24 protein-coding genes are annotated in these 26,210 nt (G+C 72.3%); 7 read left to right on the top strand and 17 right to left on the bottom strand.

Features of this window, described 5'->3' with window-relative positions; genetic code table 11:
- Positions 1 to 48 precede the first annotated feature (48 nt).
- From ACWGN5_RS03345 to ACWGN5_RS03330, 4 genes are all read right to left on the bottom strand, one after another.
- Positions 49 to 897, bottom strand: a complete 849-nt coding sequence (locus ACWGN5_RS03345) for a sulfite exporter TauE/SafE family protein (protein WP_453510917.1) — start codon at positions 895 to 897, stop codon at positions 49 to 51.
- Entirely contained in the window at positions 894 to 1,478 is a 585-nt protein-coding gene (locus ACWGN5_RS03340) for a rhodanese-like domain-containing protein (protein ID WP_453510916.1), read from the bottom strand. Before ACWGN5_RS03340 ends, ACWGN5_RS03345 begins: the two co-directional genes overlap by 4 nt.
- A 133-nt stretch (positions 1,479 to 1,611) precedes the next feature.
- A complete protein-coding gene (locus tag ACWGN5_RS03335) occupies positions 1,612 to 2,994 on the bottom strand; it encodes an MBL fold metallo-hydrolase (protein WP_453511140.1) in 1,383 nt (460 codons plus the stop codon).
- 164 nt (positions 2,995 to 3,158) lie between these two features.
- The gene (locus ACWGN5_RS03330) at positions 3,159 to 4,481 is read right to left on the bottom strand and encodes a D-arabinono-1,4-lactone oxidase (protein WP_453510915.1); all 1,323 of its coding nucleotides are present in this window, start codon (positions 4,479 to 4,481) and stop codon (positions 3,159 to 3,161) included.
- 495 nt (positions 4,482 to 4,976) lie between these two features.
- Here ACWGN5_RS03330 and ACWGN5_RS03325 point away from each other — a divergent pair, with 495 nt between their 5' ends.
- Together ACWGN5_RS03325 and ACWGN5_RS03320 are read left to right on the top strand one after the other, a co-directional pair.
- Positions 4,977 to 6,140, top strand: a complete 1,164-nt coding sequence (locus ACWGN5_RS03325; RefSeq protein WP_453511138.1) for an amino acid deaminase/aldolase — start codon at positions 4,977 to 4,979, stop codon at positions 6,138 to 6,140.
- A 94-nt stretch (positions 6,141 to 6,234) separates the two neighbouring features.
- Positions 6,235 to 6,840 carry a TetR/AcrR family transcriptional regulator gene (locus tag ACWGN5_RS03320; protein ID WP_453510914.1) on the top strand — a complete coding sequence of 202 codons (606 nt, stop codon included), beginning with the start codon at positions 6,235 to 6,237 and terminating at the stop codon, positions 6,838 to 6,840.
- A 97-nt stretch (positions 6,841 to 6,937) separates the two neighbouring features.
- Here ACWGN5_RS03320 and ACWGN5_RS03315 read toward each other — a convergent pair whose 3' ends face one another.
- The 8 genes from ACWGN5_RS03315 to ACWGN5_RS03280 all read right to left on the bottom strand — a co-directional run bounded on the left by ACWGN5_RS03315 (position 6,938) and on the right by ACWGN5_RS03280 (position 16,458).
- The gene (locus tag ACWGN5_RS03315; RefSeq protein WP_453510913.1) at positions 6,938 to 7,678 is read right to left on the bottom strand and encodes a VOC family protein; all 741 of its coding nucleotides are present in this window, start codon (positions 7,676 to 7,678) and stop codon (positions 6,938 to 6,940) included.
- A 67-nt stretch (positions 7,679 to 7,745) separates the two neighbouring features.
- A complete protein-coding gene (locus tag ACWGN5_RS03310; RefSeq protein ID WP_453510912.1) occupies positions 7,746 to 8,156 on the bottom strand; it encodes an SRPBCC family protein in 411 nt (136 codons plus the stop codon).
- Between the two features lie 44 nt (positions 8,157 to 8,200).
- The gene (gene bla / locus ACWGN5_RS03305) at positions 8,201 to 9,145 is read right to left on the bottom strand and encodes a class A beta-lactamase (RefSeq protein ID WP_453510911.1); all 945 of its coding nucleotides are present in this window, start codon (positions 9,143 to 9,145) and stop codon (positions 8,201 to 8,203) included.
- A 62-nt stretch (positions 9,146 to 9,207) separates the two neighbouring features.
- A complete protein-coding gene (locus ACWGN5_RS03300) occupies positions 9,208 to 12,162 on the bottom strand; it encodes an NHLP bacteriocin export ABC transporter permease/ATPase subunit (RefSeq protein ID WP_453510910.1) in 2,955 nt (984 codons plus the stop codon).
- A 1-nt stretch (position 12,163) separates the two neighbouring features.
- The gene (locus tag ACWGN5_RS03295) at positions 12,164 to 14,281 is read right to left on the bottom strand and encodes an NHLP family bacteriocin export ABC transporter peptidase/permease/ATPase subunit (RefSeq protein ID WP_453510909.1); all 2,118 of its coding nucleotides are present in this window, start codon (positions 14,279 to 14,281) and stop codon (positions 12,164 to 12,166) included.
- Between the two features lie 185 nt (positions 14,282 to 14,466).
- Positions 14,467 to 15,273 carry an HlyD family efflux transporter periplasmic adaptor subunit gene (locus ACWGN5_RS03290; protein WP_453510908.1) on the bottom strand — a complete coding sequence of 269 codons (807 nt, stop codon included), beginning with the start codon at positions 15,271 to 15,273 and terminating at the stop codon, positions 14,467 to 14,469.
- 122 nt (positions 15,274 to 15,395) lie between these two features.
- On the bottom strand, positions 15,396 to 15,647 hold the full coding sequence (locus ACWGN5_RS03285) for a hypothetical protein (protein WP_453510907.1): 252 nt from the start codon (positions 15,645 to 15,647) through the stop codon (positions 15,396 to 15,398).
- Between the two features lie 346 nt (positions 15,648 to 15,993).
- Positions 15,994 to 16,458: an N-acetyltransferase family protein gene (locus ACWGN5_RS03280; protein ID WP_453510906.1), complete on the bottom strand. Its 465-nt coding sequence runs from the start codon at positions 16,456 to 16,458 to the stop codon at positions 15,994 to 15,996.
- 127 nt (positions 16,459 to 16,585) lie between these two features.
- On the opposite strand from ACWGN5_RS03280, the gene ACWGN5_RS03275 reads away from it, so the two are divergent.
- A complete protein-coding gene (locus ACWGN5_RS03275; protein WP_453510905.1) occupies positions 16,586 to 16,840 on the top strand; it encodes a DUF6332 family protein in 255 nt (84 codons plus the stop codon).
- Between the two features lie 102 nt (positions 16,841 to 16,942).
- On the opposite strand, the gene ACWGN5_RS03270 is transcribed toward ACWGN5_RS03275, so the two are convergent.
- Positions 16,943 to 17,677: an SDR family oxidoreductase gene (locus ACWGN5_RS03270; protein ID WP_453510904.1), complete on the bottom strand. Its 735-nt coding sequence runs from the start codon at positions 17,675 to 17,677 to the stop codon at positions 16,943 to 16,945.
- 71 nt (positions 17,678 to 17,748) lie between these two features.
- On the opposite strand from ACWGN5_RS03270, the gene ACWGN5_RS03265 reads away from it, so the two are divergent.
- Positions 17,749 to 18,696, top strand: a complete 948-nt coding sequence (locus ACWGN5_RS03265; RefSeq protein ID WP_453510903.1) for a LysR family transcriptional regulator — start codon at positions 17,749 to 17,751, stop codon at positions 18,694 to 18,696.
- 75 nt (positions 18,697 to 18,771) lie between these two features.
- Here ACWGN5_RS03265 and ACWGN5_RS03260 read toward each other — a convergent pair whose 3' ends face one another.
- Together ACWGN5_RS03260 and ACWGN5_RS03255 are read right to left on the bottom strand one after the other, a co-directional pair.
- Positions 18,772 to 19,638: a D-alanyl-D-alanine carboxypeptidase family protein gene (locus ACWGN5_RS03260; RefSeq protein ID WP_453511136.1), complete on the bottom strand. Its 867-nt coding sequence runs from the start codon at positions 19,636 to 19,638 to the stop codon at positions 18,772 to 18,774.
- A gap of 169 nt (positions 19,639 to 19,807) precedes the next feature.
- Positions 19,808 to 20,437 carry a TetR/AcrR family transcriptional regulator gene (locus ACWGN5_RS03255; RefSeq protein ID WP_453510902.1) on the bottom strand — a complete coding sequence of 210 codons (630 nt, stop codon included), beginning with the start codon at positions 20,435 to 20,437 and terminating at the stop codon, positions 19,808 to 19,810.
- A gap of 188 nt (positions 20,438 to 20,625) precedes the next feature.
- Here ACWGN5_RS03255 and ACWGN5_RS03250 point away from each other — a divergent pair, with 188 nt between their 5' ends.
- The 3 genes from ACWGN5_RS03250 (at position 20,626) to ACWGN5_RS03240 (ending at position 23,947) form a co-directional block, all read left to right on the top strand.
- Positions 20,626 to 21,792, top strand: a complete 1,167-nt coding sequence (locus ACWGN5_RS03250; protein ID WP_453510901.1) for an agmatine deiminase family protein — start codon at positions 20,626 to 20,628, stop codon at positions 21,790 to 21,792.
- Positions 21,793 to 21,891: 99 nt separating this feature from the next.
- Complete coding sequence (locus tag ACWGN5_RS03245; RefSeq protein ID WP_453510900.1) at positions 21,892 to 23,277, top strand: sensor histidine kinase; 1,386 nt, start codon at positions 21,892 to 21,894, stop codon at positions 23,275 to 23,277.
- A gap of 10 nt (positions 23,278 to 23,287) precedes the next feature.
- Positions 23,288 to 23,947: a response regulator gene (locus ACWGN5_RS03240; protein WP_453510899.1), complete on the top strand. Its 660-nt coding sequence runs from the start codon at positions 23,288 to 23,290 to the stop codon at positions 23,945 to 23,947.
- A 193-nt stretch (positions 23,948 to 24,140) separates the two neighbouring features.
- On the opposite strand, the gene ACWGN5_RS03235 is transcribed toward ACWGN5_RS03240, so the two are convergent.
- Positions 24,141 to 25,004: a sugar-transfer associated ATP-grasp domain-containing protein gene (locus ACWGN5_RS03235; RefSeq protein ID WP_453510898.1), complete on the bottom strand. Its 864-nt coding sequence runs from the start codon at positions 25,002 to 25,004 to the stop codon at positions 24,141 to 24,143.
- Positions 25,001 to 26,194 carry a 7TM domain-containing protein gene (locus ACWGN5_RS03230; protein WP_453510897.1) on the bottom strand — a complete coding sequence of 398 codons (1,194 nt, stop codon included), beginning with the start codon at positions 26,192 to 26,194 and terminating at the stop codon, positions 25,001 to 25,003. Before ACWGN5_RS03230 ends, ACWGN5_RS03235 begins: the two co-directional genes overlap by 4 nt.
- Between the last annotated feature and the right edge of the window lie 16 nt (positions 26,195 to 26,210).

Below are 26,210 nucleotides of genomic sequence, written 5' to 3'. Positions count from 1 at the left end.
CCACCGATTATCGGGTTCACCGAAATGAAGGAGGCCGGGTGCGCGGACTCAGGGTGTGCTCCTCGCGGTCGAGGACCGCCGCAGTCGGACGGCGACCGCGCCGGCCGTCGCGGTTCCGAGGACCGCCCAGGTGGCCGGGTGGCTCCACACCGCGGTGTCCAGCTGTCGCGCGAGGACGAAGACGCCCATGACGACGACGAACCAGCCGAACGCCGTGCGCAGCGCGTCCTGCGGGATGCGCCCGGCGAGCCGCCCGCCCACGAGACTGCCGACCACGGCCGCCGCGGTGACGGTCAGGGCGGGGCCCCAGTCGATCCCGACGCCCGAGAGGTGCCCCGCGAGCCCGGCGAAGGAGTTCATCGCGATGACGAGCAGCGAGGTGCCGACCGCGAGGCCCATCGGCAGCCCGGCGAGCAGGGCGAGCGCCGGGACGACGAGGAAACCGCCGCCCGAGCCGACCAGGCCCGTCACCGCGCCGACGGCCAGACCGTCCACCGCGATGCGCTTCAGAGGGAGCGGCCCGCGCGTCTTCTCCCGGTCGCGCCGGGGCTTGCGGAGCATCGCGACCGCCGTGGCCAGCATCATCAGGGCGAAGGCGACCAGCAGGGCCGTGCTGGGAAGGTGGGCGGCGAGCCGCCCGCCGGCGTACGCGCCGGCCATGCTGAACCCGCCGAAGAGCAGCCCGGTCCGCCATCGGACCCGGCGGGCGCGCGCGTGGGGGACCAGCGCGGCGAGGCTGGTGACGCCGACCACGAACAGGGAGGTGGCGATCGCCTCCTTGGCGCCGAGGCCGGCCAGGTAGACCAGGATCGGCACCGTCAGGATCGAGCCGCCGCCCCCGAGGGCGCCGAGGCTGATGCCGACGAGCAGAGAGGCGGCGACGACCACGACGGTCACGACGTGCTCCGCAGCTCCGCGATCACCGTGCGGATGTCGGGGCGCGGCCCCCGGTTGTACGGCAGCTTGGACAGCAGCACACCCATCGCGCAGGAGTTGCTGAGCGCCGCGTACGTCAGGCCGGCTCCGATGGCGGTGCCGATCAGATGGGCCCCCGGCACGAACACCCCGACGAGTCCGGTGGTCAGGACGATCGAGCCGGCCACGAGCCGGACCTGGCGCTCCATGTCCCACCGCTCGGGCCCGCGCTCGACGGGCGCGCCGGCGGTCTCCCAGGCGACGATGCCGCCCTCCAGGACGCGCAGGTGCGGCAGTCCGGCCTCGGCGAGGGCCTTCTCGGCCTGCGTGGCGCGCTGCCCGGAGCGGCAGACGAGGACGACGTCCTCGTCGAGGTGGCTCAGGAGCTCGGCGCGGTGCTCACGGAGGGTGTCGAGCGGCACGTTGTACGAGCCGGGGATGTGCGCCGTACGGAACTCACCCGGTGTGCGCACGTCGAGGAGGCGCGGGGCGCGCCCTTCCTGGACGAGCCGGTGCAGCACGGCGGGAGTGAGGGAGGGGGTGGGCGCGGGGGTGGTGCTCATGGGATCCACTTCGAGTCGGTCGGGCGTACCAGATATACCGCGGGGGCTATGTGGGAGGGTGTGAGGGGCCAGGTCCGGATTTCTTTACAGGGGGGCCTGTGGCTAGGCCGGGATTCTCTACAGGGGCCTGTGGCTAGGCCGCGGTCGAGTCCATCAGCGCCCAGGCGGCGTATCCGCCGAGGATGTCGGAGACGTCCTGGAAGCCGCGCTGCCGCAGCAGGCTCGCGGCGATGGACGAACGGTGGCCGCCGGCGCAGTGCACGACCAGCGGTCGGTCGGCCGGCAACTCGTGAGCTCGGTCGGGGAGTTCGCTCAGCGGGATGTGCAGGGCCGACTCGACGAAGCCGTTCGCCTCGCGCTCGCCGCAGCTGCGCACGTCCACGACGACCGGCGGCCGCTCGCCCGCGAGGGCGGTGCGCAGGTGGGCGGCGGTGACCCGGCTCGCGGGGGAGACCTCGCCGGCCAGCGCCTCCAGTGCCTCCTCGGGATGGCGCAGGTAGCCGGCGACCCGGTCGAAGCCGATCCGGGCGAGACGGGTGACGACCTCCTCCTCCCGGTTCTGCGGCGCCATGACGACCAGTTCGGCGGCCGGGTGGAGGACCGTGCCGGCCTGCTCGGCGAAGCGGCCGTCGGCGGGCACGTTCACCGCGCCGCGCAGATGCCCCGCCGCGAACTCCTGCGGGTCGCGGGCGTCCACCACGATCGCGTCACCGGCCCGCAGCTCGCTGAACTCGGCGAGCGTCAGCGGACGCGGGGCCGAGGCGTCGTAGCGGGCCCGGTCCCTGCGGTTGAGCTCGGCGTCGTACGCGAAGTAGCCGGGCGCGGCCGGCTGGCCGGCGGTGACGAGCGCCACGAACTCCTCGCGGCCCATCGGGGCACAGGCGTAGTTGGTGGCCCGCTGCTCGCCGATCGTCGACTGCTTCTCCGTCGACAGGTTCTTGCCGCAGGCCGATCCGGCGCCGTGCGCGGGGAAGACCCGCACCTCGTCCGGCAGCCCCATGAGCTTGTTCTGCACGCTGTCGTGGAGCATCGCGCCGAGTTCCTCGGCGGTCACGCCCACCGAGGCGAGCAGATCGGGCCGGCCGACATCGCCGATGAACAGCGCGTCGCCGGTCAGGACGCCGTACGGCACCTGGTCCTCGGCCCGCTCGTACACGAGGACGCTGATCGACTCCGGGGTGTGGCCTGGGGTCTCCAGGATCTCCAGCGTGACGTCGCCGAGGGAGATCCGCTCGCCCTCGGCGAGCGTGCGGATCGGGTACTCGGTCTCGGCGCGCCGGCCGTAGCCGATCCAGGCCCCCGTCTCGTCCGCCATCTCCAGATGACCGGCGACGAAGTCCGCGTGGAAGTGGGTGTTGATCACGCCGACGACCGTGAATCCGCGGGCGGCGGCGTCGGCGAGGTACTCCGAGACGTCCCGGCGGGGGTCGACGACCACCGCCTGCCCGGAGCGCTCGTCGGCGATCATGTACGACGCCTGGGAGAGGCAGTCGAGGTAGTACTGGGCGAAGAACACGGCAGCCCCTTCACGCATCGGGGGACTGCACGCTGGCGATACCCCCGTGGGTATTGACGTACTCGACCGTAAACAAGGTGCCGTAGCGAAGTCAAATACCCCCCTGGGTATCTATGGGCGGTGTCCATGGATACCCAGGGGGGTGTACGTCAGGGAGCCGCCCCCTAGACCGGCTTCGCCTCGGGTCCCACGCCGAGGACGCGGTCGAGGTAGGGATTGGCGAAGACGCCGGTGGGGTCGAGGGCGTCGCGCAGGGCGGTGAAGTCGTCGAAGCGTGCGTACCGCGGGCGCAGGCGCTCCGCGTCGAGGCCGTGCATCTTGCCCCAGTGCGGGCGTCCCCCGTACGCGCCGAGGATCGACTCGCACGCCTCGAAGAACGGGGCGTAGGGCATGCGGTGGTACTGGTGGAAGGCGATGTAGCAGCTGTCGCGGCCGTACGCCGTGGAGAGCCAGATGTCGTCGGCGGCGGCGAAGCGGACCTCCAGCGGGAACGACACCTTCGCGTCGTGCGCGTCGATCCACCGCTTGATCTCCCGCAGCGCGTCGACGGCGTGTTCCCGGGGGATGGCGAACTCCCCCTCGTGGAAGCGCACATCGCGCGGCGAGGCGAAGATCCGGTACGAGAGGTCCGACCACTCGCGCGTGGACATCGCCCGGGCCGCGAACCGCGTGATCGGCGGAACGAGCCCGGGGTAGCGGGTGCCCAGGCGGTTGAGCACCTCGAAGCCGAGACCGCTGACGGTCTCGTCCAGGCGGCGTGCGACGGCGCCGATGGGCTTGAGCGGGACGTCGGCCGGCTGCCGCCGGAAGCGGCGGGTGAGGGTCGTCGTGCTGTGCGGGAACCAGAAGAACTCGAAGTGGTCGTTGGTGTCCGCGAGTTCGTGGATCCGGTCGAGGGTCTCCGCGACGGGCAGGGCGGCGTCGTGGGCGTGCAGGGCGAACAGCGGCACACACCGCAAGGTCACCGCGGTGATGACACCGAGCGCGCCGAGCCCGACCCGGGCCGCGGCGAAGAGCTCCGGCCGCTCGTCGGGCGAGCACGTGACCAACGACCCGTCGGCGAGGACGAGTTCCAGCGCGCGCACCTGGGTGGCGATGCCGCCGAAGCGGGTTCCCGAACCGTGCGTGCCCGTCGAGATGGCCCCGGACACGGTCTGCCGGTCGATGTCGCCGAGGATCTCCATGGCCAGGCCGTGCTCGGCGAGCAGCGGATTCAGCCGCCACAGCGGCATCCCGGCGTCGACCGTGACGAGACCGGTCTCCCGGTCCACCGACCGAAGCCCCGCCAGGCGGTCCAGGCGCAGCTGGACCCCCGGGGCGACGGCGACCGGGCTGAAGGAGTGACCCGCGCCGACCGCCTTCACCCGATGGCCCTCCGCGGCCGCGCGCCGCACGGCCCCGGCCACCTCGGTGGCGTCCGCCGGATGCAGAACGCGCACGGGCCGCGCCTGCTCGTTGCCCGCCCAGTTGCGCCACACGCTGGTCATGACCGGAGTCCTCTCGGGGTGGATCGACGGCGGCCGCGCCCCAGTCCGGGCGGCGGTTCCCGGAAGACTGGACTTGGTCAACCGTCCAAGTCAAGGGTCGGGGACGCTTGACTTGGACGATTGACCAGGAGACGGTTGCGGGGCCGAGCAGGTCTGGAGAAAGGCCACAGGGTCATGGCACAGCAGCCGCATGTCACCGGTACGACGCCCGCTCCGCACGGCCCCGGGAGCCCGCCGTCACCAGCCGGCGCCGCGGGCCTTTCCGGCCCTCCGATCCCTTCCACTTCGCCGAGCCCTTCCGGCTCCCGGAGCCCTTCCGGCCCTCCGATCCCTTCCACTTCGCCGAGCCCTTCCGGCTCCCGGAGCCCATCGGGCTCCCCGAGCCCCTCCGGCTCCAAGGGCCCTTCCGGTTCGCCGAGCCCTTACGGCTCCCCGGGTCCTTCCGGTTCGCCGAGTCCGGCCGGGCTCTCGGGTCTCGCCGGGCTTCCGAGCCTCCTGGAAGCGACGGCCGCCCTCCAGCCGCCGTTCGCCGTCGTCGACCTCGGCGCCCTGCGGGCCAACGCCCACCAGATGACCCGGCGCGCCGGCGGCAAGCCGATCCGGCTCGCGAGCAAGTCCCTGCGCTGCCGTGCCCTCATCGGCGACACCCTCCGCCTCCCCGGGTTCTCCGGCATCCTCGCCTTCACGCTCCCCGAAGCGCTCTGGCTCGCCGAGGACCACCACGACGTCCTCGTCGGCTACCCCTCCGTCGACACGGACGCGCTCGGCCGTCTGGGGGGCGACGAGCAGCTCGCCGCCCGCGTCACCCTGATGGTCGACTCCGTCGAGCACCTCGACCTCGTGGCCGCCGCCATCGGCCCGTCCGGCCCCCCGGTCCGCGTCTGCCTCGACCTCGACGCCTCGCTGCGCCTGGCCGGCGGACGCCTCCACCTCGGCATGCGCCGCTCACCCCTGCACTCACCGCGCCAGGCCCGTGAGCTGGCCCTGGCCGTCGCCGCCCGACCGCGTCTCCGGCTCGTCGGCCTCATGTCGTACGAAGGGCAGATCGCCGGCATCGGCGACAACCAGCCCGGCTCGCGGGCCGGCCGCACCGCCGTCCGGCTCATGCAGAGGCTCTCCACCCGCGAACTGCGCGAACGGCGTGCCGCCGCCATCCGCGCCGTCCAGTCCGTGACCCCCCTGGAGTTCGTCAACGGCGGAGGCACCGGCAGCCTGGAGAACACCTCCGCCGAACCGGCCGTCACCGAGCTCGGCGCCGGCTCCGGCCTCTACGCCCCGACCCTCTTCGACCACTACCGCGGCTTCCGCCCGCACCCCGCCGCCCATTTCGTCCTGTCCGTCGTACGCCGTCCCGGCCCGCGCCACGTCACCGTCCTCGGCGGCGGCTGGATCGCCTCCGGCGCGCCCGGCACCGACCGACTGCCCGCCCCCGTGTGGCCGACCGGCCTGCGACTCCTCTCCCAGGAAGGCGCGGGCGAAGTGCAGACGCCCCTCACCGGCGACGGCGTGACCGGCCTGCGGACGGGCGACCGCGTCTGGTTCCGCCACGCCAAGGCGGGCGAACTGTGCGAACGCGTCAACGAGCTCCACCTCGTCGACGGCGACCGGATCGTCGACGTCGTACCGACCTACCGGGGCGAGGGCCGGGCCTTCCTGTGACCGGCCGCCCGCGAGGCCGACCTGGTCACGGGCGGGCGGAGCCGCTGGGATACGTTGATCCGGTTCACCGCCCCACCCCGTCGATGGAGACGCCATGACCCGCCGCTCAGCCGACGAGCGCCGTGAGCAGCTGGTCGAGGCGGCCATCCGCGTCATGATCCGCGACGGCGTCGCCAAGACCACGACCCGCGCCGTCGTCAGCGAGGCGGGACTTCCCCTCGGGGCCTTCCACTACTGCTTCCGCTCCAAGGAGGAGCTCCTCCACAGCGTGATCGAACGCATCACCCTGAGGAGCGTCGCCCCCGCCACCGCGTCGCCGGCGGAAGGCTCGACGCGTGACATCATCTTCCACACCCTGCACGCCTACTGGGACCAGGTCCGCGAGCGGCCCGCCGAGCACATGGTCACCTACGAGCTCACCCAGTACGCGCTGCGCCAGCCCGGCCTGGCCGACGTCGCCCGCCGCCAGTACCAGCACTACCTCCAGGTCTACAGCGACCACCTCGAAGCGATCGCCGACCTCGCGGGCTTCCGCTGGAACGTGCCGCTCCCGGCCCTGGCGCGCTACGGCCTGAGCGTCATGGACGGACTGACCCTGAACTGGCTGATCGACCGCGACGACGTCCAGGCCCAGGCGGCCCTGGACGAGTACGCCGAACACCTCAGCACCGTGGCCGCGCCCCGGACCCCCGCCCGATAGGACAGGACGCGCCGCCGGCGGCGACCTCGTGCGCCGGACCGTCGCCGACCTCACCGCCGGTACGGTCCACTGGCGCGGCTGACGCCGGGGCTCCGCGTCAGGACGAGCGGGCGAGGACGCAGAACTCGTGGCCCTCCGGGTCCGTCATGCACATCCACGGCACGTCGCCCTGGCCGACGTCGAGGTCGGCGGCGCCGAGGGCCCGCAGCCGGGCCGCCTCCGCCTCGTGATCGTCACGGGGGTACCGCAGCAGATCGATGTGGACGCGGTCCGGCACGGTCTTCGGGCCGACGCGGAGGAACTCGAGATACGGGCCGACCCCCTGGGCGGAACGCAGTACGGCCTGGTCGTCGGTCACCGTGTGCAGCGTCCAGTCCAGCGCCTCGTCCCAGAACCGGGCCATGGCCCGTGGATCCTCGCAGTCCACCACGATCGCGGCGATCGGACCGGTGTCCCGGTAGGTGTCCCGCGGCTCCAGTACGCAGAACTCGTTGCCCTCCGGGTCGGCGAGGACCGTCCACGGCACGTCGCCCTGCCCCACGTCGACGGGCGTCGCACCGAGCGAGAGGAGGCGCGCGACCAGCTCCGCCTGATGGTCGGCGGAGGTGGTGGCCAGATCGAGGTGCACACGGTTCTTCGTCGCCGACTTGGGTTCCGGGACGGCGACGACGTCGACGCAGACGGTGACCGGGTCCGCCCAGTCGAAGCCGACGGGCTTGACGCCCGTCTCGCCGGGGCGCCCGCTGGAGGCGACCCAGCCGAGCGCCTCCGCCCAGAACCGGCCGACCAGCGAGTCGTCGAGGGCCTTGATGTTCACGAGGACGGGGCGGAGTGTCATGGCGGCGATCCTATGAGCCGCCACTGGGCGGATGCCGCCGAGATCAGCGGCATCCGCCCCGTGGCGCTCAGGCGGACTCCAGCAGCTCCTTCAGCCGGGTCAGGTCGGCCGTGACCGTGGCGGCGTCGCGTTCGAAGTCGGTGTCGCTCGTGCCCGGCTGACGGCGGAGCGTGAACACCACCTCGCTCGAAGTGCCGTCGGCGATCACCCGCACCGGGTTGTGGACGGTCTCCCCCGAGGGGAGGGTGACGTCGTGGTCGAGCACGCCCAGCTCGTTGTGCGGGGCGAAGGCGACCACGACGCGTCCCAGGGGCGAGGAGTCCGCCACCCACTGGTCCCCGACCCGCTCGATGGATTCCCCCAGGCCGTGCGCCCACGCGGGCAGGTTGGCCGGGTCCGAGGCGTAGGCGTACACATCGGAGGCGGTGCGGTCGATCCGGATGCCGAGGTGGCGCGATTCCCTGCCCGTGATGGTCATGGCACCGACGTTAGTGGGCCGGCCTCGTCTTCCTCTTGAACGAATCAGACACGGCGATCCGCGTCCGCCCTCTCGCCGAACTCCTCGGCCAGCAGCCCGGCGGTGCTTGCCACCAGCGGGTTGTCGGTCGGGGCTTCCTCCTCGGGCTGGGTGGTGAGGACGGCGAGGAGGATCGGCGTGCCGTCCGGCCGCCAGGCGATGCCCACGTCGTTGGCGCCGCCGTAGCGCGGCGAACCCGTCTTGTCGGCGAGCTGCCAGTCGCGCGGCAGGCCGCGGCCGAACTTCTCGGTGCTGGTGGTGTTGCGGAGCAGCCAGTCGGTGAGCCGCTCGCGGTCGTGGGGTTCCAGCGCGTCGCCGAGTACGAGACGGGCGTAGGAGAGGCCGATGGCGTGCGGGGTGGTGGTGTCGGTGATCCGCCAGGGCTCCGCCGAGTTGAGCTCGGGCTCCCACCGGTCGAGCCGGGTGACGCGGTCCCCGATCGAGCGGCAGAAACGGGTGACGGCGGTGGGGCCGCCCAGCTCCTTGAGGAGCAGGTTGCCGGCGGTGTTGTCGCTGAAGCGGATCGTGGCGTCGCAGAGTTCGGCGATCGTCATGCCGCCCGCGATGTTCTGCGCGAGACCCGCGATCGGCGAGATGCCCGACCTCGTGACGTACGCCTGGGTGTAGTGGACCCGTCGGGCGAGGAACTCGCCGTCGCGGTCGAGGTCGCGCAGGACGGCAGCGGCGGCGAGGGTCTTGAACACGGAGGCCATGGGGAAGCGTTCGTGCGCCCGGTGGGCCACGGTCCTGCCCGTGCGCATGTCACGGGCGAACACGCCGAGCCGTGCGGTGTGCTCCTGCTCCAGGCGCCTCAGCCGCGCGACGATGCCGCCCGGTTCCGGTAAGGCCTGCGCGGTGCCGCCGTTCAGGGCGAGGGCGGCCGTGAGTGCCGCTCCGACGCCCAGGGTGAGCGTGGTACGGCGGGACGGGCCGGGTCCGTGGGTGTGCAAGGTGTCTCCTTCGGCGATGATCACTGTCCTCCGTGTACACGCACCCGACGGCCCGGCCGGTTTCATCCCAGCTGACGTCGCACCAGTTCGTGGAACAGTCCACTCGTATCGGCGAGGAGCTCGGCGGGAGTCCCCTCCTGGACGACACGTCCGTCCGCCAGGGCGATCACCCGGTCCGCGTCCATGATCGTGGACAGTCGGTGGGCGATCACCACGCGCGTCGCGTTCAGCGCCCGGGTCGACTCGATGACGGTCCGCTGCGCCTCGTTGTCCAGGGCGCTGGTCGCCTCGTCGAAGAAGAGGATGCGGGGCCTGCGGATGAGCGCCTGAGCGATCATCAGCCGCTGGCGCTGCCCGCCCGACACGGTTCCTCCGCCGTCGGTCAGCATCGTGTGCATGCCCATCGGCATGGCCTTGATGTCCTCGGCCAGACCCGCCATCGCGGCGGCGGCCCACGCGTCCTCCAGGGGGTACGCACCGGCGCCGCGGATGCAGTCGAGGACCGAGCCGGAGAACGGCTGGGCGTTCTGGAGGACGACGCCGCACTGGCGGCGCACGGCCGCCTGGTCGAGGGCCGCGAGATCCTGGCCGTCGTACCGCACGGCACCGGCGGCCGGCCGGTCGAAGCCGATGAGCAGCCGCAGGAGCGTGGACTTGCCGCAGCCGCTGGCCCCGACGATCGCGACGAACTCGCCCGGCCGCACCCGCAGACTGACCCCGTCGAGGACCAGCGGGCCGTCCTCGCTGTAGCGGTAGGAGAGGTTCTCGGCCTCGATCGCCCCGGTCAGTTCGCCGGGCGGGGCGCTGGAGCCGCGGACCTCGGGCGTCTCCCGGAGCACCGGCCTGATCTGCTCGAACATGGGCTGGACGGCGGCCGCCGACAGGAGGGCGCCGGTCAGCTGTGTGACCGAGGACAGCATCATCGTGACGGCGGTGCTGAACGTGAGGAACTCGCTCGCGGACAGGGTGCCGCGGGCCGGGCCGGCCAGGAGTGCGAACATCACGAGCGTGCACAGCGGCAGGCAGACCGCGCCGAGGACCGCGAGGAGGTTCTTGATCCGCCCGACGCGCCGGTGCAGCTCGCGGGTGCGGGCGAAGCGCCCCGCCCAGGCGGCGTACGCGAAGCTCTCGGCCGCCGCCACGCGCAGCTTCGGCAGACCGCGCAGCGTCTGGAAGGCCTGGTTGTCGAGCTGGTGGCCGAGCCGGATCAGCTGCCGCTGGTAGCGCAGCTGCCACAGGCCGAGGCCCAGGAAGACGGCGGCCGTGGTGAGCAGCAGGGCGAGCGCGACGAGGGCCAGGGGCACGCTGTACACGAGGAGCAGCACCAGGTTCACCGTGCCCACGGTGCCGGCCTGGACGACCACGGGGCCGATGCCGGACAGCACCCGCCGGATGGCGCTGATGCCCATCGCGGCACCCGCCAGTTCACCGGTCGAGCGGCCGGCGAAGAACGTCGTCGGCAGGCGCAGCAGGCGGTCCCAGACGGCCGGCTGGAGCGTGGCCTCGATCCGGCCCTCCATGCGGAGGATCGCGGTGTTCTGGAGCAGCATGAAGACGGCCGACACGATGCTGGTCGCGATGATCGCGACGCCCGCCTGGACGATGAGTCCGGTCTCGGCCGCCGGCACGTACGCGCCGAGCACCTTGCCGGTGGCGACGGGGACGAGGGCGCCGAGCGCGACCGCGACGAGCCCGCCGAGGAGCAGGTCGCGGAGCTCCGCCCGGGTCCCGCGGACGCTGAACCGGAGCAGGCGCAGCACGCCGAGCGGCCGGTCGGGCAGCGGCCGGTAGAACATGACGGCCCGCGGCGCGAACTCCTCGGCGGAGGCCCGGCCGACGCGCTCCCGCTCGCCGGTGGCCGGGTCGAAGGCCACGTACCGGCCGCGCCGCCACAGCAGGGCGACGGGTGTCCCGTCCGCCGCGCGGTGCCCCACGAGCGGGCCGCTGTCCTCGCGCCACCAGCGCTCACCGAGCCGGACACCCCGGGTCCGGATCCGGGAGGCGACCGCGATGCGCTCGACGGGGTCGAGGCGCCCGGTCTCCGTGTCGACGGCGGCCGGCTCCGCGAGGGCGATGCGCGCCTCGTCGGCGACCGCCCGGCACACGGCGTAGGTCGCGTCGGCACCCGCACGATCCGCCGAAGAACCGCCGCCGGCGCGGCCGATGGAGGCGAGCAGCGTGCGGTCCGCACGCGTGCGGGCCGCCTTCCCCGCCTCGATCCCCGCGGCCGCGCGGTCCTCGTGCTCGCGTTCGAGCTGCTCGATCCAGTCGTCCAGGGCGTACAACAGCCGGTACTGCTGGTCGACCATGCCCTGCCAGGTCGCGGGCTCGATCAGCAGGGTGCCCGACCCGTGGCCCTGGCCCTGATGGCTCTCGTACGCCGCTCCGTACGCGATGCTGCCGGGGCCGACCTGCATCCACAGGACGTCGCCGTCGGCAGCGCCGGAGGCGTCGTCGAGGGCCGCCTGGTACAGGACGCGAAGGCCGCGCCCGATGCCGAGCGCGAAGGCGTGCTCCAGGGGGCTGGGCGGGGCCTCGGCCGGCATGCCGTACGCGCTCCGGTTCTCGTACCAGCCGTCCGCGTACCACTGCCCCTCGTACCACTGGCCGCCGAACCCCTGCTCCCCGTGGACCTGCCCGGCTCCGTACGGCTGCTCCCCGTACGTCTGGCCTGCCCCGTACGGCAGTTCGCGCAGTTCGATGCGGCGCAGCACGCAGCCCTGTACGGGGCGGCCTATCAGGGTGTGCGCGGGGCCGTCGACCGGGCCGAGCAGCAGCGTGCCCGTCTCGACGCGGCCCAGGGAGTGCCAGGGGCCGAGCCGTGCCGTGTCGACGGCGAACAGGTCCATCGCGCCGTCGGCGACGAGCCAGAGGACGTGCGGGCCTTCGAGGGCGACACTGCGCAGCCCGGCGCAGTCGACCGCGCCGCCCAGGGCGCCCAGGGCGGCGACGACCGGGTCAGGGACGCCGCCGTGCCGTACGCCGGCGAGGTCGGCGGGCGGATGGGGGAAGGTCACGTCAGTGCTCCTTGACCAGGCCGGCGTACGCGCCCCGCGCCGCGACGAGCTGTTCGTGGCGACCGCGTTCCACGACCGTGCCCCGGTCGAGCACGACGATCTCGTCGCTGTCGCGCACGGTGCTCAGCCGGTGGGCGATGACCACACAGGCGCAGCCGCGCCGCCGCAGGTTGTCGATGACGATCTGTTCGGTGGCCGCGTCGAGGGCGCTGGTCACCTCGTCGAGGATCAGGACGCTGGGCCGGCGCACCAGCGCGCGGGCGATCTCCAGGCGCTGGCGCTGGCCGCCGGAGAAGTTGCGGCCGTCCTGCTCGACGCGGCTGCGGATGCCGCCGGGGCGACGGGCGACGTCGTCGTACACGGCGGCGTCCTGGAGGGCGCTGACGACGGCCTCGTCCGTGATCGAGGGGTCCCAGAGCGCCACGTTGTCGCGGACGGTCCCCTCGAAGAGGAAGACGTCCTGGTCGACGAAGGAGACGGAGGCGGCGAGGGCACTGCGCGGGATGTCCTCCAGGCGCATGCCGTCGATGCGGATCGCGCCCTCCCAGGGGGTGTAGAGGCCGGACATCAGCCGCGAGACGGTGGACTTGCCGCTGCCGGAGCCGCCGACCAGGGCGACCTGCTGCCCGGGTCCGACGGTCAGCGAGAACTCCTTGAGCAGCGGGGCGTCGAGGGGGCTGTAGCCGAAGGTGACCCCGTCCAGCTCGACGTGGCCGGTGAGGCGGCGCGTCGGGGCGTGCGGCGCGCGCCGGGTGTGCACCGGGTCGACGGGGAAGTCCTCGACGTCCCTCAGGCGGGCGACGTCCGCCGCGAAGTCCTGGATGCGGCCCGCCACTCCGTTGAGCCGGGTGATCGGTGCGGTGAAACCGGTCACGAGGGCCTGGAAGGCGACGAGAAGCCCGACGGTGAGGTGCCCCTCCACGGCCCGCAGACCGCCGATCGTGAGGATCAGCGCGCTGTTGAGGGCGGCGAGGGTGGGCGCGACGACCGCCAGCCAGGCGCTGGGCACGCCGAGCCGCTGCTGCACGTCGAGGGTCGTGGCGTGCTGACCGGCCCAGCGGCGGAAGAAGCCGTCCTCGCCGCCGGTGGCCTTCATCGTCTCGATGAGCTGCAGTCCGCTGTACGCGGTGTTGGTCAGCCGGGCGCTCTCGGCGCGCAGCTTCTGCGTGCCGGCGGCCCGCACGTGGACGACGAGGCGCAGGGCGACGACGTTGAGCAGGGCGATCAGCACGCCGACGACGGTGAGCTGTGGGTCGTACGTCCAGAGCAGGACCGCGTACAGCAGGACGACGACGGCGTCGACGGCCGCCGCGGCGAGGTCGCGGGCGAGGGTCTCGGCGACGGCGTCGTTGGACTGGAGGCGCTGGACCAGGTCGGCGGGGTTGCGCTGGGCGTAGAAGGCGAGCGGGAGCCTGAGGAGATGGCGTAGGAAGCGGGCGCTTCCCAGGGTGGAGGCGATGATGCGGCCGCGCAGCAGATTGGCCTGCTGCAGGCCGGTGAGGGTCGCGGTGAGCACGAGGGCGGTCGCCATCGCCGCGAAGACCACGCCGAGCAGGGACGTCTGGTTCCCGATGAGGAACATGTCGATGTACGTACGGCTCAGGGCCGGCACCCAGGCGCCCACGGCCACCAGGAGGAGGCTGGCGACGACCGCGGCGGCCATCGTCCCCGACGTGCCGCGCAGCCGGGCGGGCAGGGCGGCGAGCACACCCGGCCGGCTTCCGCCGCGACGGAAGGCGGGACCCGGCTCGAAGGTGAGCACGATGCCGGTGAAGCTGGTGTCGAACTGGTCCATCGGGACGAAACGGCGACCGCTGCCGGGGTCGTTGATGTACACGCCGGGTCGGCCGAGACGGCGGCCCGTGCCCTCGTAGACGACGTAGTGGTTGAACTCCCAGAACAGCACGGCCGGTGCGCGGACCTCGGCGAGCGCGGCCAGGTCCATCTGCATGCCCTTGGCCTGGAGTCCGTAACCGCGAGCCGCCTTGAGGAGGTTCCCCGCCCGGGACCCGTCGCGGGAGACGCCGCAGGCGATCCGGAGCTCTTCCAGCGGGACGAAGCGGCCGTGGTGGCCGAGCACCATCGCGAGCGCGGCGGCACCGCACTCGACCGCCTCCATCTGGAGCACGGTGGGGGTACGAACGGTCCGGGGCCGCCGGCCCTTCGCGACGGGCGTACGGCGCCGGGGACGGCCGGCGGCGGGCGTACCCGGGTCGGGCACGGCGGCGGGCGGGAGCCTGCGGGCCGTCGTCCGTCCCCTGCCACGAGACCGGGACCCCGTCGGGCCGGCTCCTCGTGCCGCGCTCACGGCAGCAGCCAGTCGACGGGCCGCTGCGCGGCGAGGTGGACGGCGCCGCTGACGGGCGTGCCGGACGCGGGCGGCTGCGGGGGCCCGTCCGAGGAGGACCAGGCGTAACCGGAGGCGCCGGCGGGGGAGCGGTCCAGGGCCACGAGCACCGCGACCGGATCGCCCTGGCGGGAGAACCGCGCGGCGAGACCGGCGTCGCCGAGGAAGGAAACGAGCCGTGCCTGTGTCTGCGGGGTACTGCCGACGGCGGTGACCCGGCCCCGGAGCACGCCGAACCGGTCGCGCGGGGCGGACTGGACGCCGAGGTCGACCCGGGCGCCCACACGGATCGTGGCGGCGGTGTCGCCCGGCAGGTACAGGACGGCCACCAGAGGGGCGTCCGGGTCGGTCACGCGCTCGACGGTCGCCACGTCGGCGCCGGCGGTGACCACCGAACCGAGCCTGGCGTGCAGCCTGGTGACGCGACCGCCGGCGACGGCGCGGACGGGCCGGTCGCCCCGGTCCGTGCGGACGGTCAGCAGGGGCGCGCCGGGGGCGACGGACCGGCCCTCCTCGACGAGGACCTCCGTGACCTGGCCGGCGACGGGGCTCTGGAGGAGATAGGTGCCCTCGGCGTGGGTGAGGATCCCGGGGGCGTTCACCTTGGACGTCACCGTGCCGGTGAGGGCCCAGACGCACGCGGCCGCCATGACGACGACGGTCACGGCCAGGACGAGACGGCCCTGCGGGCGCGCGAAACGCACGGGCACGTCGAGTTCTTCGGGGGATTGCAGCTTGGAAAGCGCATTGCGGCGGAACTGCACGGACTATTCCTTCGGCTGCATTCTCTCGCAATTCACGCGGTTGGGATTTCCGCGGTCGGGCTCGGGGGTGTCCGTGAACCCCGGAACCGGGAAGGTTCCGGGGTTCACGGCCCTTATGGGGCTCAGAGACCGGCGATGCCGGTGACGCCCGCGGTGTTCACCGAGACACCGGTGATGCCGGCGGCGAGGCCGGGCACGCCGGAGACGATGCCCTCGACGCCCTGGACCGTCTGCAGCGAGCCGACGGTGCCGAGCACGTTGGCGACGTCGGTGGTCAGGGCGCCGGCGAGGCCGCCGGAGACGGTGACGAGGCCGCCGGAAACGGCGTCGAGGTCGGCGTCGGAGATCTCAGCGGTCTCAAGGTCGTGACGCATGATGCGCACCCTTCGTTCATGGGGGGAATCCGTCTTCTGCGGCCGCAGCGGGATTGATCAAATCACGTGAACGGCTGACCGGAGAAATTCGGTTGACGCATCGTCGGGGGTTCTTCTGCACCCCGGGAAGCGGCCGTGCCTTCAATTTCACCGAATGCCGACAGCTTCTCCTCGGATCCGAGTAACAGATTCGCCCGACCCGTCCCGCGCAGGGAACTTAAGCGGACAGAAGGGTGCCGTCCGGGCGGCCCCGAACCCCGCGGTGTCGGGGAAAGGTGAAGGGGCCGCCCCTGCCCACGCACACGTTGTGCAGGTTTCCGGCAGGCACGCGGAGCAGGACGGGCCGTCAGGCCTCGGGGGCCATGTCGTACGTGATCCACATCGTGCGCGTGGCCACCTGGTCGTACTTGGACCGGGCGCGGTGGTTGTCGTCGGCCGTGATCCAGCGGACGACGCTCCAGCCGCGCTCGGCCCCGATCCCGCGCAGAGCGCCCAGCAGCAGGTCCACCACACCGGAGCCACGGCTCGCCGGGTCCACGAACAGGTCGTCGAGCCAGCCGCCGACGGTCGCGGACAGCGGACGCGCGAACGGCCGGAAGTGGGCGAGCCCGAGGAGCCGGCCGTCGGCGGCCTCGGCCACCAGGCCCTCCACCTCGTGACCGGGGTCGTGGATCCAGGACCAGACGAGCCGCGCGGCCTCCTCGGTCTGCTCGACCCGGTAGAACTCGGCGTACCCCCGGTACAGGGCACGCCACTGGTCGAAATCACCCTCCCGAACCGGGCGGACCACGACGGCGGCGGTGTCGGACATCGCTTCACACTCCTCACGCACCGCTCCCTGCGGCACCGAGCAAGTGGATCACGCCCCATTCCCGGCACTGAACCCCGGTTCAGTTGAACGCGGGGGCCCCTGCGACGACGTGTGTGAGACTCACGGCATGGACAAGGGGCGAGAGGCACGGTGGGAGAAGGACGCGATGACGGTCGAGATCGTCTTCGCTCTGGTGACGGCCACGATCCTGGGCGCGCTCGTGTTCGGGATCGTCGTGGTGCCGGCCCTGCTCGTCGGCGTCTCCGAGCCGGCCGGGAAAGCCCTGCTGGTGGTGGGGGCGGGGCTGGGTGGACTTGCCGCGGTGTGGCGTGTGGTGCGGGTGCTGGTCCGGTTCGACGCGGGACGCCGCCAGGGCCGGTGACCGTACGTCATGAGGTCACCGCGAGGTGACCGCGGGTGCCGACCGCGCGGGGGTGGTCGAGGCCCAGGAGCCGCCCGTGGACACCGCCGGCCGGTTCGCGGCTCACCAGGGGATCGGGCCGTCCTCGGCCAGCAGGGCGCCCGTCGGGCCGTTCTCGTCCACGGTCGCCAGGTCGACCGCTACGGCCGCGCCCTGCTCCGGCGTGCGTACCCCGCTGTGGCGGTTGAGGTCGGTCGCGCAGTAGCCGGGGCTCACCGCGTTGACCAGGATCCCTTCGGCGCGCAGTTCATTGGCGTAGAGCACGGTGATCGCGTTCAGCGCGCTCTTCGACGTGCAGTAGGGGAGGAGGATCGAGGTGTAGGAGGACCACGGGCTGCCCGGGTCGGCCATGTGGGTCAGGGAGCCGAGTTCGCTGGACATGTTGACGATGCGTGCGGCGGCGGAGCGGCGCAGCAGGGGAAGCATGGCGTGGGTCACCGCGATGACGCCGAACACGTTGGTCTCGTAGACCTGCCGGACGCCGGCGGCGGGGGTCTCGCTCGGGCTCTGCGGTCCGGCCGCGATCGCCGCGTTGTTGACGAGGATGTCGAGGCGGCCGAACGTGGCCTCGATGTGCCGGGCGGCGGCCTGGACCGAGAGCTCGTCCGTGACGTCCAGCGGTACGAATCGCACGTCCCCGCCGCCGGCGCGAAGCTCCTCGGCCGCCGCCTCGCCCCGCTCGGCGTTGCGGGCACCGATGAGCACGGTGATGCCGAGGGCCGCGAGCCTGCGCGCCGTTTCCTTGCCGATCCCCTTGTTCGCGCCGGTGATCAGAGCGGTCTTCTGTGAAGTGGTCATGGCACTCAGCCTCCCTTCACCCACGGGCATCGGGGAAAGACCAGAGGACTCTGGATCTATAGTCCACAGATATGAGTGAGCTAGAGGTGCGGGAGCTGAGGTACTTCATCGCGGTCGCCGAGGAACTGAACTTCAGCCGGGCCGCGCAACGCCTGGGGATGGCGCAGCCCCCGCTGTCGAAGGCGATCGCTCAGATGGAGTCCCGGCTCGGGGTGCGCCTCCTGGAGCGCACCACCCGGCAGGCGAGGCTGACCGACGCCGGTCAGGTCCTGCTCGACCAGGCCCGGATCGCGGTCGACGCGGTGCACGCGGCGGCCCGGCGCGCACGCCGGGCCGGTCAGCCGACACCCCAGCTCGTCGTGGCGGTCAAGCCGGGCGGCGATGCCGGGCTGCTGCGGGAGATCCTCGCCGCCTACCGGGAAACGGGCGCGCATCTGCCGCCGCCCGAAGTCGTCGTCGGCGGCAGCGGGGAGCCGATCGCGATGCTGCGGGACGGCCGCGCCGATGTGGCGCTGCTGCGCAGCCCGTTCGACGGTCAGGGGCTGGATTCCGAGACGCTGGTGGTCGAGCCGCGACTGGCCGTTCTCCCCGCCGGGCACCGCCTGGCCGGACGCCGGCGACTGCGGCTCTCCGACCTCGTGGGCGAAACGATCCCCCGCTGGAAGGGTGCCGTCCCGTCCGCCACCGCCTACTACACGGGATGTGACGGAGCGGAAGCAGGCGAGGGCCACCCGGGCTCGGCGCCGGCGGACGCTCCCGAGGGGCCGCTCGTGGCCAGTGTCGAGCAACTCCTGGAGGTGGTCGCGCTTGGCCAGGCGGTGGCGTTCCTGGCCCTCTCCACCACCGAGCGGTACCAGCGCCCGGACATCGTCTACCGGCCGGTCACCGGTCTCAGCCCCAGCGCGGTCATGGTCGCCTGGCCGGAGACCTCGCGATCCGCAGCCGTCGCCGCCTTCGTCCGAGCCGCCCACGACGTCGCCGCCCACCACCCCGACCACATGACCACACTGGCCTCCTGACCGGGGACGACAGAACGGCCCGCGCTGCCTCCCGTCGGGCGGGAGGCGGCACGGGCCGGTGCCGTGGGGTACCGCTTACCGCGCGAAGCCGTAGTCCAGCAGCTTCTTCACGTCGGCCGCTCGGTTCGCCTCGGACGGAGACGCGAGCACCGTGCCGATGACCGTCTTGTTGCCGCGGGTGGCCGCGAAGACGAGGCAGTACTTGGCCTGCGGACCCGAACCGGTCTTCACACCGATCGCTCCGCTGTACGTGCTCAGGAGCTTGTTCGTGTTGGTCCAGGACATGTTCCGGTAGCCACCGCTCTTGGTGGTCACCTTCTGCGTCGTGGACTTCGTCTTGACGACGGTGCGGAACGTGGCGTTCTTCATCGCGCTACTGGCGATCTTCGTAAGATCGCGCGGCGTCGAGTAGTTCTGGCCACTCCCTATTCCGTCGAACGAGTCGAAGTGGGTGTTCCGCAGGCCGAGCCGCCTCGCCTCGTCGTTCATCTTCCCGATGAACGACTTGACGCGGGCGTCCCGCGTGGAGCCCGTGCCGAACTTGTCGGCCAGCGCGTAGGCGGCGTCACAACCCGACGGCAGCATCAGGCCGTAGAGGAGCTGACGGACGGTCACCTTGTCCCCGACGATGAGCCGGGCCGAGGAGGCGTTCTTGGCGACGATGTAGTCGCTGTAGGCCTTCTGGATCGTGACCTTGGCGTCGAGGTTGAGGTTCGGCTGGGACAGCACCACCTTCGCGGTCATGATCTTCGTGGTGGAGCCGGTCGACCGGCGGGTGTCCGCGGCCTTCCCGTACAGGATCGCACCCGTTCCGTCGTTCATGACGAAGCCGCCGGGGGCGGTGATCGACGGGGTGGGCGTCGCGGCGTGCGCCTGGCCGGCGAAGAGTCCGCCGGCCAGTACGGCCGAGGCCGTGAGCGAGACGGTCACGGCTCTGCGCAGGCCGAGTGTGGAAGTCTGCAAAGTCCTCTGTCCTTGGTAGGAATCGATGGAGCCCGGGTCCTGGGACGGTGCCGGACAAGGACCCGGCGCATACAAGACGTTCAAAAGGGCTTCGAGGATGCACGGCAGAACGGTGATCTTTCCGTCGATTCCCGTGGTGTCGCCGTACTCAGGCATTGACTGAAATATCAGTCGAGTCTGGCCGGGGGAGCCAGGCCCCGGACGTCAGTCGCTCGATCTCGAGGACGACCGCCTCCCGCACCAGTTCGCGGGCATGGCTCAGGGGCAGCGCGCCGCTGAGCCAGCGCGTACTGAGTCCCTCCAGGAGGCCGGTGAGCCGTTCCGCGGACGCGGTCAGGGCCGGCGCGGGAGCTGACGGCAGGACGCCGTTCAGGAGGTCCGCGACATCGTGGATCCAGGCCAGCGTGGCGCGGGCGAGATCTCCGCGCAGCTCGGGCTCGAAGACCGCGCTGGCGCGCAGCTCTCCCCATGCCGTGCTGTTCTCCCGTACTTCGGGAACGTCCTGGAACTCCAGGAGGAGGGACTGGGTCAGCTCCTCCCGGGCGTCGCACGGTCCGGCGCCGCCGTCCCCGTCGGACGTGTAGCGATCGGCCCGGTCGCTGATGAACTCGAGGGTGTGGCGCAGCACGCCGGCGCGGTCCTTGAAGTGGTAGTAGATCAGCGCGGTCGACACCCCGGCTTCCGTCGCGAGCTCCTCCATGCGCAGTCCGCGGACCCCTCGCCGCGCGATGACGCGCGCGGCGGCTTCCAAGATGGCCCTTCGGCGGTCCCTCGCCACGTGTTCCCCCTCGTGAGTGGTCTGAGCGGCCGTGTGGTCGAGGCCGCCGGATGGTCTTAGTGGTCTGAACCATCAGTGTCACACATTGACTGAATCTTTAGTCATGATCTCAGAATCGTTGACTGAATTTTCAGTCTGCGGCACGATGCGGGGGAACATCCGCCCCCCTCCCTCCAGGTAGGAGTTCCATGGACACGTCCACGACGTCCCGGCGTCGACTGCTCCAGCTCGGCGCGGCCGCTCTGCCCCTCGCGGCCCTCGGATCGGCCCTGCCCTCCGTCGCCCACGCCGCCACCAGCCCCTCCGGCGCCACGCTGCGGATGCCCGCCGAGCACGACCGCCACGTGCGCGCCTTCATGGCCTGGCCCGCGCTGTCCTCGGTCTGGTCCCCGTACCTCACCGGCGTGCGCCGTGACATCGCGCGCGTGGCCGACGCGATCTCCCGCTACGAGCCCGTCGTGCTGCTCGCCCGCTCCGATCAGGCGGCCGACGCGCGGTACCAGTGCGGAGCCGGTGCCTACTACGGCATCGAGGTCGTCGAGATACCCAATGACGACCTGTGGATCCGGGACTTCGGCCCCACCTTCGTCGTCGCCCCCGGCGCCGTCGCGGGCGTGGACACCAACTTCAACGGCTGGGGCAAGACCGGCACGACGTACGCGCAGCCGTACGCGAACGACGCCGCCGCGGCCGCGACGCTGCTCGGCCAGTACGGCATCCCGCGCGTGCAGGCCGGGTTCGTCGGGGAGGGCGGCTCGCTGGAGACCGACGGCCAGGGCACCCTGCTCGCCACCGTCAGCTCCCTCGTCAACAGCAACCGCAACCCCGGCATGAGCCAGGACCAGGTCGAGCAGGCGATGAAGTCGGCGCTCGGCATCGACAAGGTGATCTGGGTGCCGGGACTCGCCGGCCAGGACATCACCGACTGCCACATCGACTGCCTGGCCCGCTTCGTCGCACCGGGACAGGTCATCCTGGACCAGCCCGGTCCCGGCACCGACCCCAAGTGGGTCGCCGTCTACAACGAGACCAAGCAGATCCTGCTCGGCGCGACCGACGCCCAGGGCCGCCGCCTGACCATCACCGAACTCCCCGGCCCGGACCGCAAGAGCATCCGAGGCAAGGACCGGGGCAGCGCCTTCCTCTCCAGCTACACCAACTACTACACCGCCAACGGCGCCGTCCTCGTCCCCCAGTTCGGTGACGGCTACGCCGACGGCGTGGCCTACAACATCCTCGCCGCCGCCTATCCCGGCCGGACCATCGTCCAGCTCGACATCGACAACATCGCGACCGGCGGTGGCGGCATCCACTGCGCCACCCAGTCGCAGCCCGTCGTGCCCCCGGCCGTCTGACCGGACGACCCGGACGAGACGGTTCCACGCGCCGGTCGTCGCCCTTCGGCGGCGGCCGGCCTTTTTCAGGAGAGTGATATGCGGCGCCGGTGGTTTCCGTTGTCGGCCGATCTCGCGCTGATCGCCGTGACCGCGGCGACCGTCGTGGCCCTGCTGGACTGGGACAGCTGGAGCTCCGAGCAGGGCGCGCTGTGCGGCACGGCCGGTCAGCTCGGCACGGCCGCCGGAGCGGTGACGGCGGTACTCGTCCGCCGACGGTGGCCCGCGACGGCGCTGGCCGCCTCGGCCACGCTCATCGCGTTCGAGCCGTTGACCGGCGGAGCGCTGACGGCCGTGGCCTACACGGCGGGCCTGAACTGGACCCGGCTCCACCACCGCCTCGTCACCCTGACCGTGTCCCTGACGGCGCCGCTGGCCGTCACCCTCGCCCACTCGGCCGCGGAGCCCGCGCCGATCCTCGAGTACGACGTGATGGTCGTCCTCGTCACGGGCATCGTCTGCGGGATCCTGCCCGGTCTCGCCGGGGCGCTGACCGGTCAGCGCGAGCGGCTCCTGCAGGCCCTTGAGGAGCGCAACGCCTTCCTGGAGCGGGCACACCGCTCGGCGGAGGAGCAGGCCAGATCGCGCGAACGGTCCCGGATCGCGGGCGAGATGCACGACCTGCTCGGCCACCGGCTCAGTCTCGTCGCCCTGCACTCCGGCGGCCTCGAGATGGCCGGCGAGGCCGGTGACCCCGAGGTCCGCCGCAGCGCCCGACTGGTGCACGGCACGGTCCGCCAGGCGATGGCCGAGCTACGGGACGTCCTCGGGGTCCTGCGCGCCGAGGATCCGCTGTCGGGCACCGCGGAGCCGCTGACCGCACGTACCGGAACGCGCTCCGACGTCGCCGCGCTCGTGGCCCAGTCCCGTACGGCCGGCATCGCCGTGCACCTCGACTGGTCCGGCGACGACCTGACGGGAGAGAGCCCCACCGCCCGGCGCGCCGTGGACAGGGTGATCCGCGAGGCCCTGACCAACGTGCACAAGCACGCGGCCGCCTCCGAGGTGCGGGTCGCCGTCCGCAGGGAGTCCCGGCAGGTACGGGTCGACGTCCGCAACGGACCCGAGAGCGCGACCGCCCGGGCGGTCAGGCTGCCGGGCGGCGACCTCGGCCTCGTCGGCCTCCACGAGCGGATCCGGCTGCTCGGCGGCACCCTGCGGGCCGGACCGGCCGACGGCGGCGGGTACGCGGTCGACGCCCGCATCCCGCTGGACGCCGGCCCCGCCACGGCGACCACGCCCGCCCCGCCCGGCCCGCCGGCCGTGTCGGCGGCACGGTCCTGGTGGCACCACTGCGCGAACGCCGCCGCCATGACGCTCGGCGTGCTGGGTGTCGTCGCCCTGCAGTTCGTCACCCTCGCCTTCGTCCCGTACCCGGAGACGGACGAACCGTCCGACGTCGAGGAGATCGCCGTCTCCTCGACCGTCCTCCACCCCACTTCCTGAGGCTGCCGCTGTGATACGTGTTCTGCTCGCCGACGACCAGGAACTGGTCCGCGCCGGCATCAGGCTGGTGCTCAAGCACGCCGACGACATCGACGTGGTGGCCGAGGCCTCGGACGGCCGCGAGGCGTCGGCGCTCGCCGTCCGCCACGCGGTGGACGTCGCGATGCTCGACATCCAGATGCGGGGCACGGACGGGCTCTGCGCGGCGGAACACCTCGCCGCGCGGGCTCCGTCGATCCGTGTGCTCATGCTCACCACCTTCGGCGAACACGCCTATGTGGACCGCGCGCTGAGAGCGGGCGTGGCGGGGTTCCTGCTCAAGGACAGCACCCCGCAGGAACTCATCCAGGCCGTCCGCCGGGTCGCGTCCGGAGTCCCCGTCGTGTCCCCCCAGATCACCCGGCACCTCATCGACCGGTACCTCGACAGCGGCGACGAGCCCGCCGATCCGCGCGTACGCCGCATCGCCGACCTCACCAGCAGGGAGCGCGAGGTCCTCGCCATGGTCGGCACCGGTGCCTCCAACGCCGAGATCGGCAAGCGGCTGCACCTGGGGGAGGGCACGGTCAAGGCGTACGTGAGCCGCATGCTGACGAAGCTGCGCTGCGCCAACCGCGTCCAGGCCGCCATCCTGGCCCATGACGCCCGCCTCCTTCAGGGGGAACCGTGACCCGCCCTCGGCGAAGGAGCGGGCGCCCCGGCCCCCGGACCGGGTGCGGACGTCCGCGCGTCCGTGGGCACCTCCCGGCCCGGGTCCGCCTCGGACGCCTGGCGTGGCGGCTGTACTCCCGCGGCACTGACCGCGAGGAAAACTCCGGCCGCACCGGCGACGACGGACTTGACGACGAACGCGGTCCAGCGCATCAGGGACTCCATGGGTGGGCGGTCGCGGTCATCAGACCGTGACCGGTGACGTTCTGGATCTGGAGGCCGGGCCGCGCGTTGACCTCCAGGATCAGCGGCCCCCGCTCGGCGTCGACGACGATGTCCGCGCCCAGATAGTGCAGGCCGGTCGCCGCCGCGCACCGGCTCGCCGCGTCGAGTACCCCCGCCCAGTGCGGAACGGTCGCGCCGAGCAGGCGCGCGCCGGTGTCCGGATGGTTCTCGGTCGGCTCCTTGCCGACCAGCGCGTGGGTGATCCGGCCGGTGGACAGCTCGACGGCGGCGCCGATGGCCTTCTGGTGCAGATTGGCCCGCCCACCGCTGAAGCGGGTGGGCAGCCGCAGCATCGCGAGGCGCGGCCGGTCCCGGTCGCAGATCACCCGGATGTCCGGCAACCCCTGGTGGGACAGCCGGGCCAGATCGGGGTGCGCGCGGATCAGCGGCTCGAACATGGCCCAGTCGGTGGGGCGCGGGGAGAAGTCCCCGTCCAGGATGCGACGCAGCTGGTCGGCGACCACGTCCCGGGAGATCCGTCTGCCGGAGGAGGACGTCCAGTTCCGCCGACGCCTGCCGAAGGCCAGCAGGATCCCGTTGCCGCCGAGGCTCTGGTTCGGCTTGAGCGCCCAGCTGTCGGGCAGACCGTCCCAGTCCAGGGAGGCGATCTCCCGGCGCGAGCGCAGCAGCGCCAGAGTGGGGGAGGTGGGGGCGCCGACCTCGGCGAGCGCCTCCTTCGTGGCGTACTTGTCGTTGACGAGCCGGATCGCGGCCGAGGAGTTGTGCCGGGCGATCCGGGCGTTGCGCTGGTTCATGCCCATGACCGGGTCCCAGCCGCGAAGCCGTATCACGCCCCCGCCTCCTGCCGCCTGGCCGCGGGAGCGAACCGGAACAGCTCGCTCAGCCGGAGTCCGCGGTACGTTCCCACGATCGACGTCCATACGGCGCACACGAGCGCGAGCTGGAGGGGTACGCCCTCCGCGACCTCGCGCACGTACGGCGTCAGGAGGAGCAGCGCCACCAGCACGGCCGTGCCCATGGTCAGGGCGGCCCCCGTCGCCGCGGCCCGGATGCCGTCGAGGTCCCATGCCTCCCACAGGCGTTCGGTGACGATCGCCGTGACGACGACCGGCAGCGACATCCCCCACGAGTCGGAGAGCCCGAGACCGCCCAGACCGAGCTGCGCGGCGATCAGGCCCGACGTGACCACCGCGATCAGCACGCCGAGCCGGGCGACCCGCGGCAGGTGCAGTCGGCGCAGCAGGGGCTGCAGGGCGAAGCCGAGCGCGAACATCACCAGCGTCAGGGGTACGCCCAGGGGCAGGCCGGCCTGCGCGTACGCCAGGGCCAGCAGCACCGGGCTGAACGTGCCCAGCGTGTTCAGCCCGACGACCACCCGGAGCACCACGATCAGCAGGGCCGCCAGAGGCAGCAGCGCCATCATGGACACGGGGTCGATCGCCGGTGCCTCGGTGAACAGGATCCGCAGGGCCGACGGCGCGGCGGTCGAATCGGGCTGCGTGAGCAGCCTCTTGCCCACCGCCACCTGAAGACCCTGCACCTCCTGCCGGCCGAGCAGGACGGGAGTCTCGCGCCTGGAGCGGTTGTTGACGCTCAGCTTGGCGACGAACGACCGGCCCGCCAGCCGTACGGTGGTGTCGACCACCGGGCGCCTCTCCCGGCCGAGCGCCGAACCCACCGTGATCCTGGGCGCCGCGTCGAGGTCGAAACCGAGCTCCTTCGCCAGCGAGGTGTCCACCGACGACGCCGACGCACCGGTGTCGATGAGGGCGAGGACCTCGATGGTTCGTCCCGTCGGCCCGGTGATGCGCACCATCTCCCGTTCGCCGATGACCTCGGGCGACTGGCTCAGGGGCCGGTCGGGGGAGCCGAGCACCGCGAGGAGCAGGAAGCCCAGACAGGCCACGGCCGCGAGGACCTTCACGAACACGGGCACCTTCGCGCGGCCGGTGCGGTGGGCGCGGGACGCCCGTTCTTCCTCGCCGGCCGCGCTCTCTTCGTACTTCTGGAGGTCTTGCATGGGACCAGCCTTCGAC

Source organism: Streptomyces sp. NPDC055815, assembly GCF_053616475.1.
This window is presented reverse-complemented; position numbering and strand designations above follow the sequence as displayed.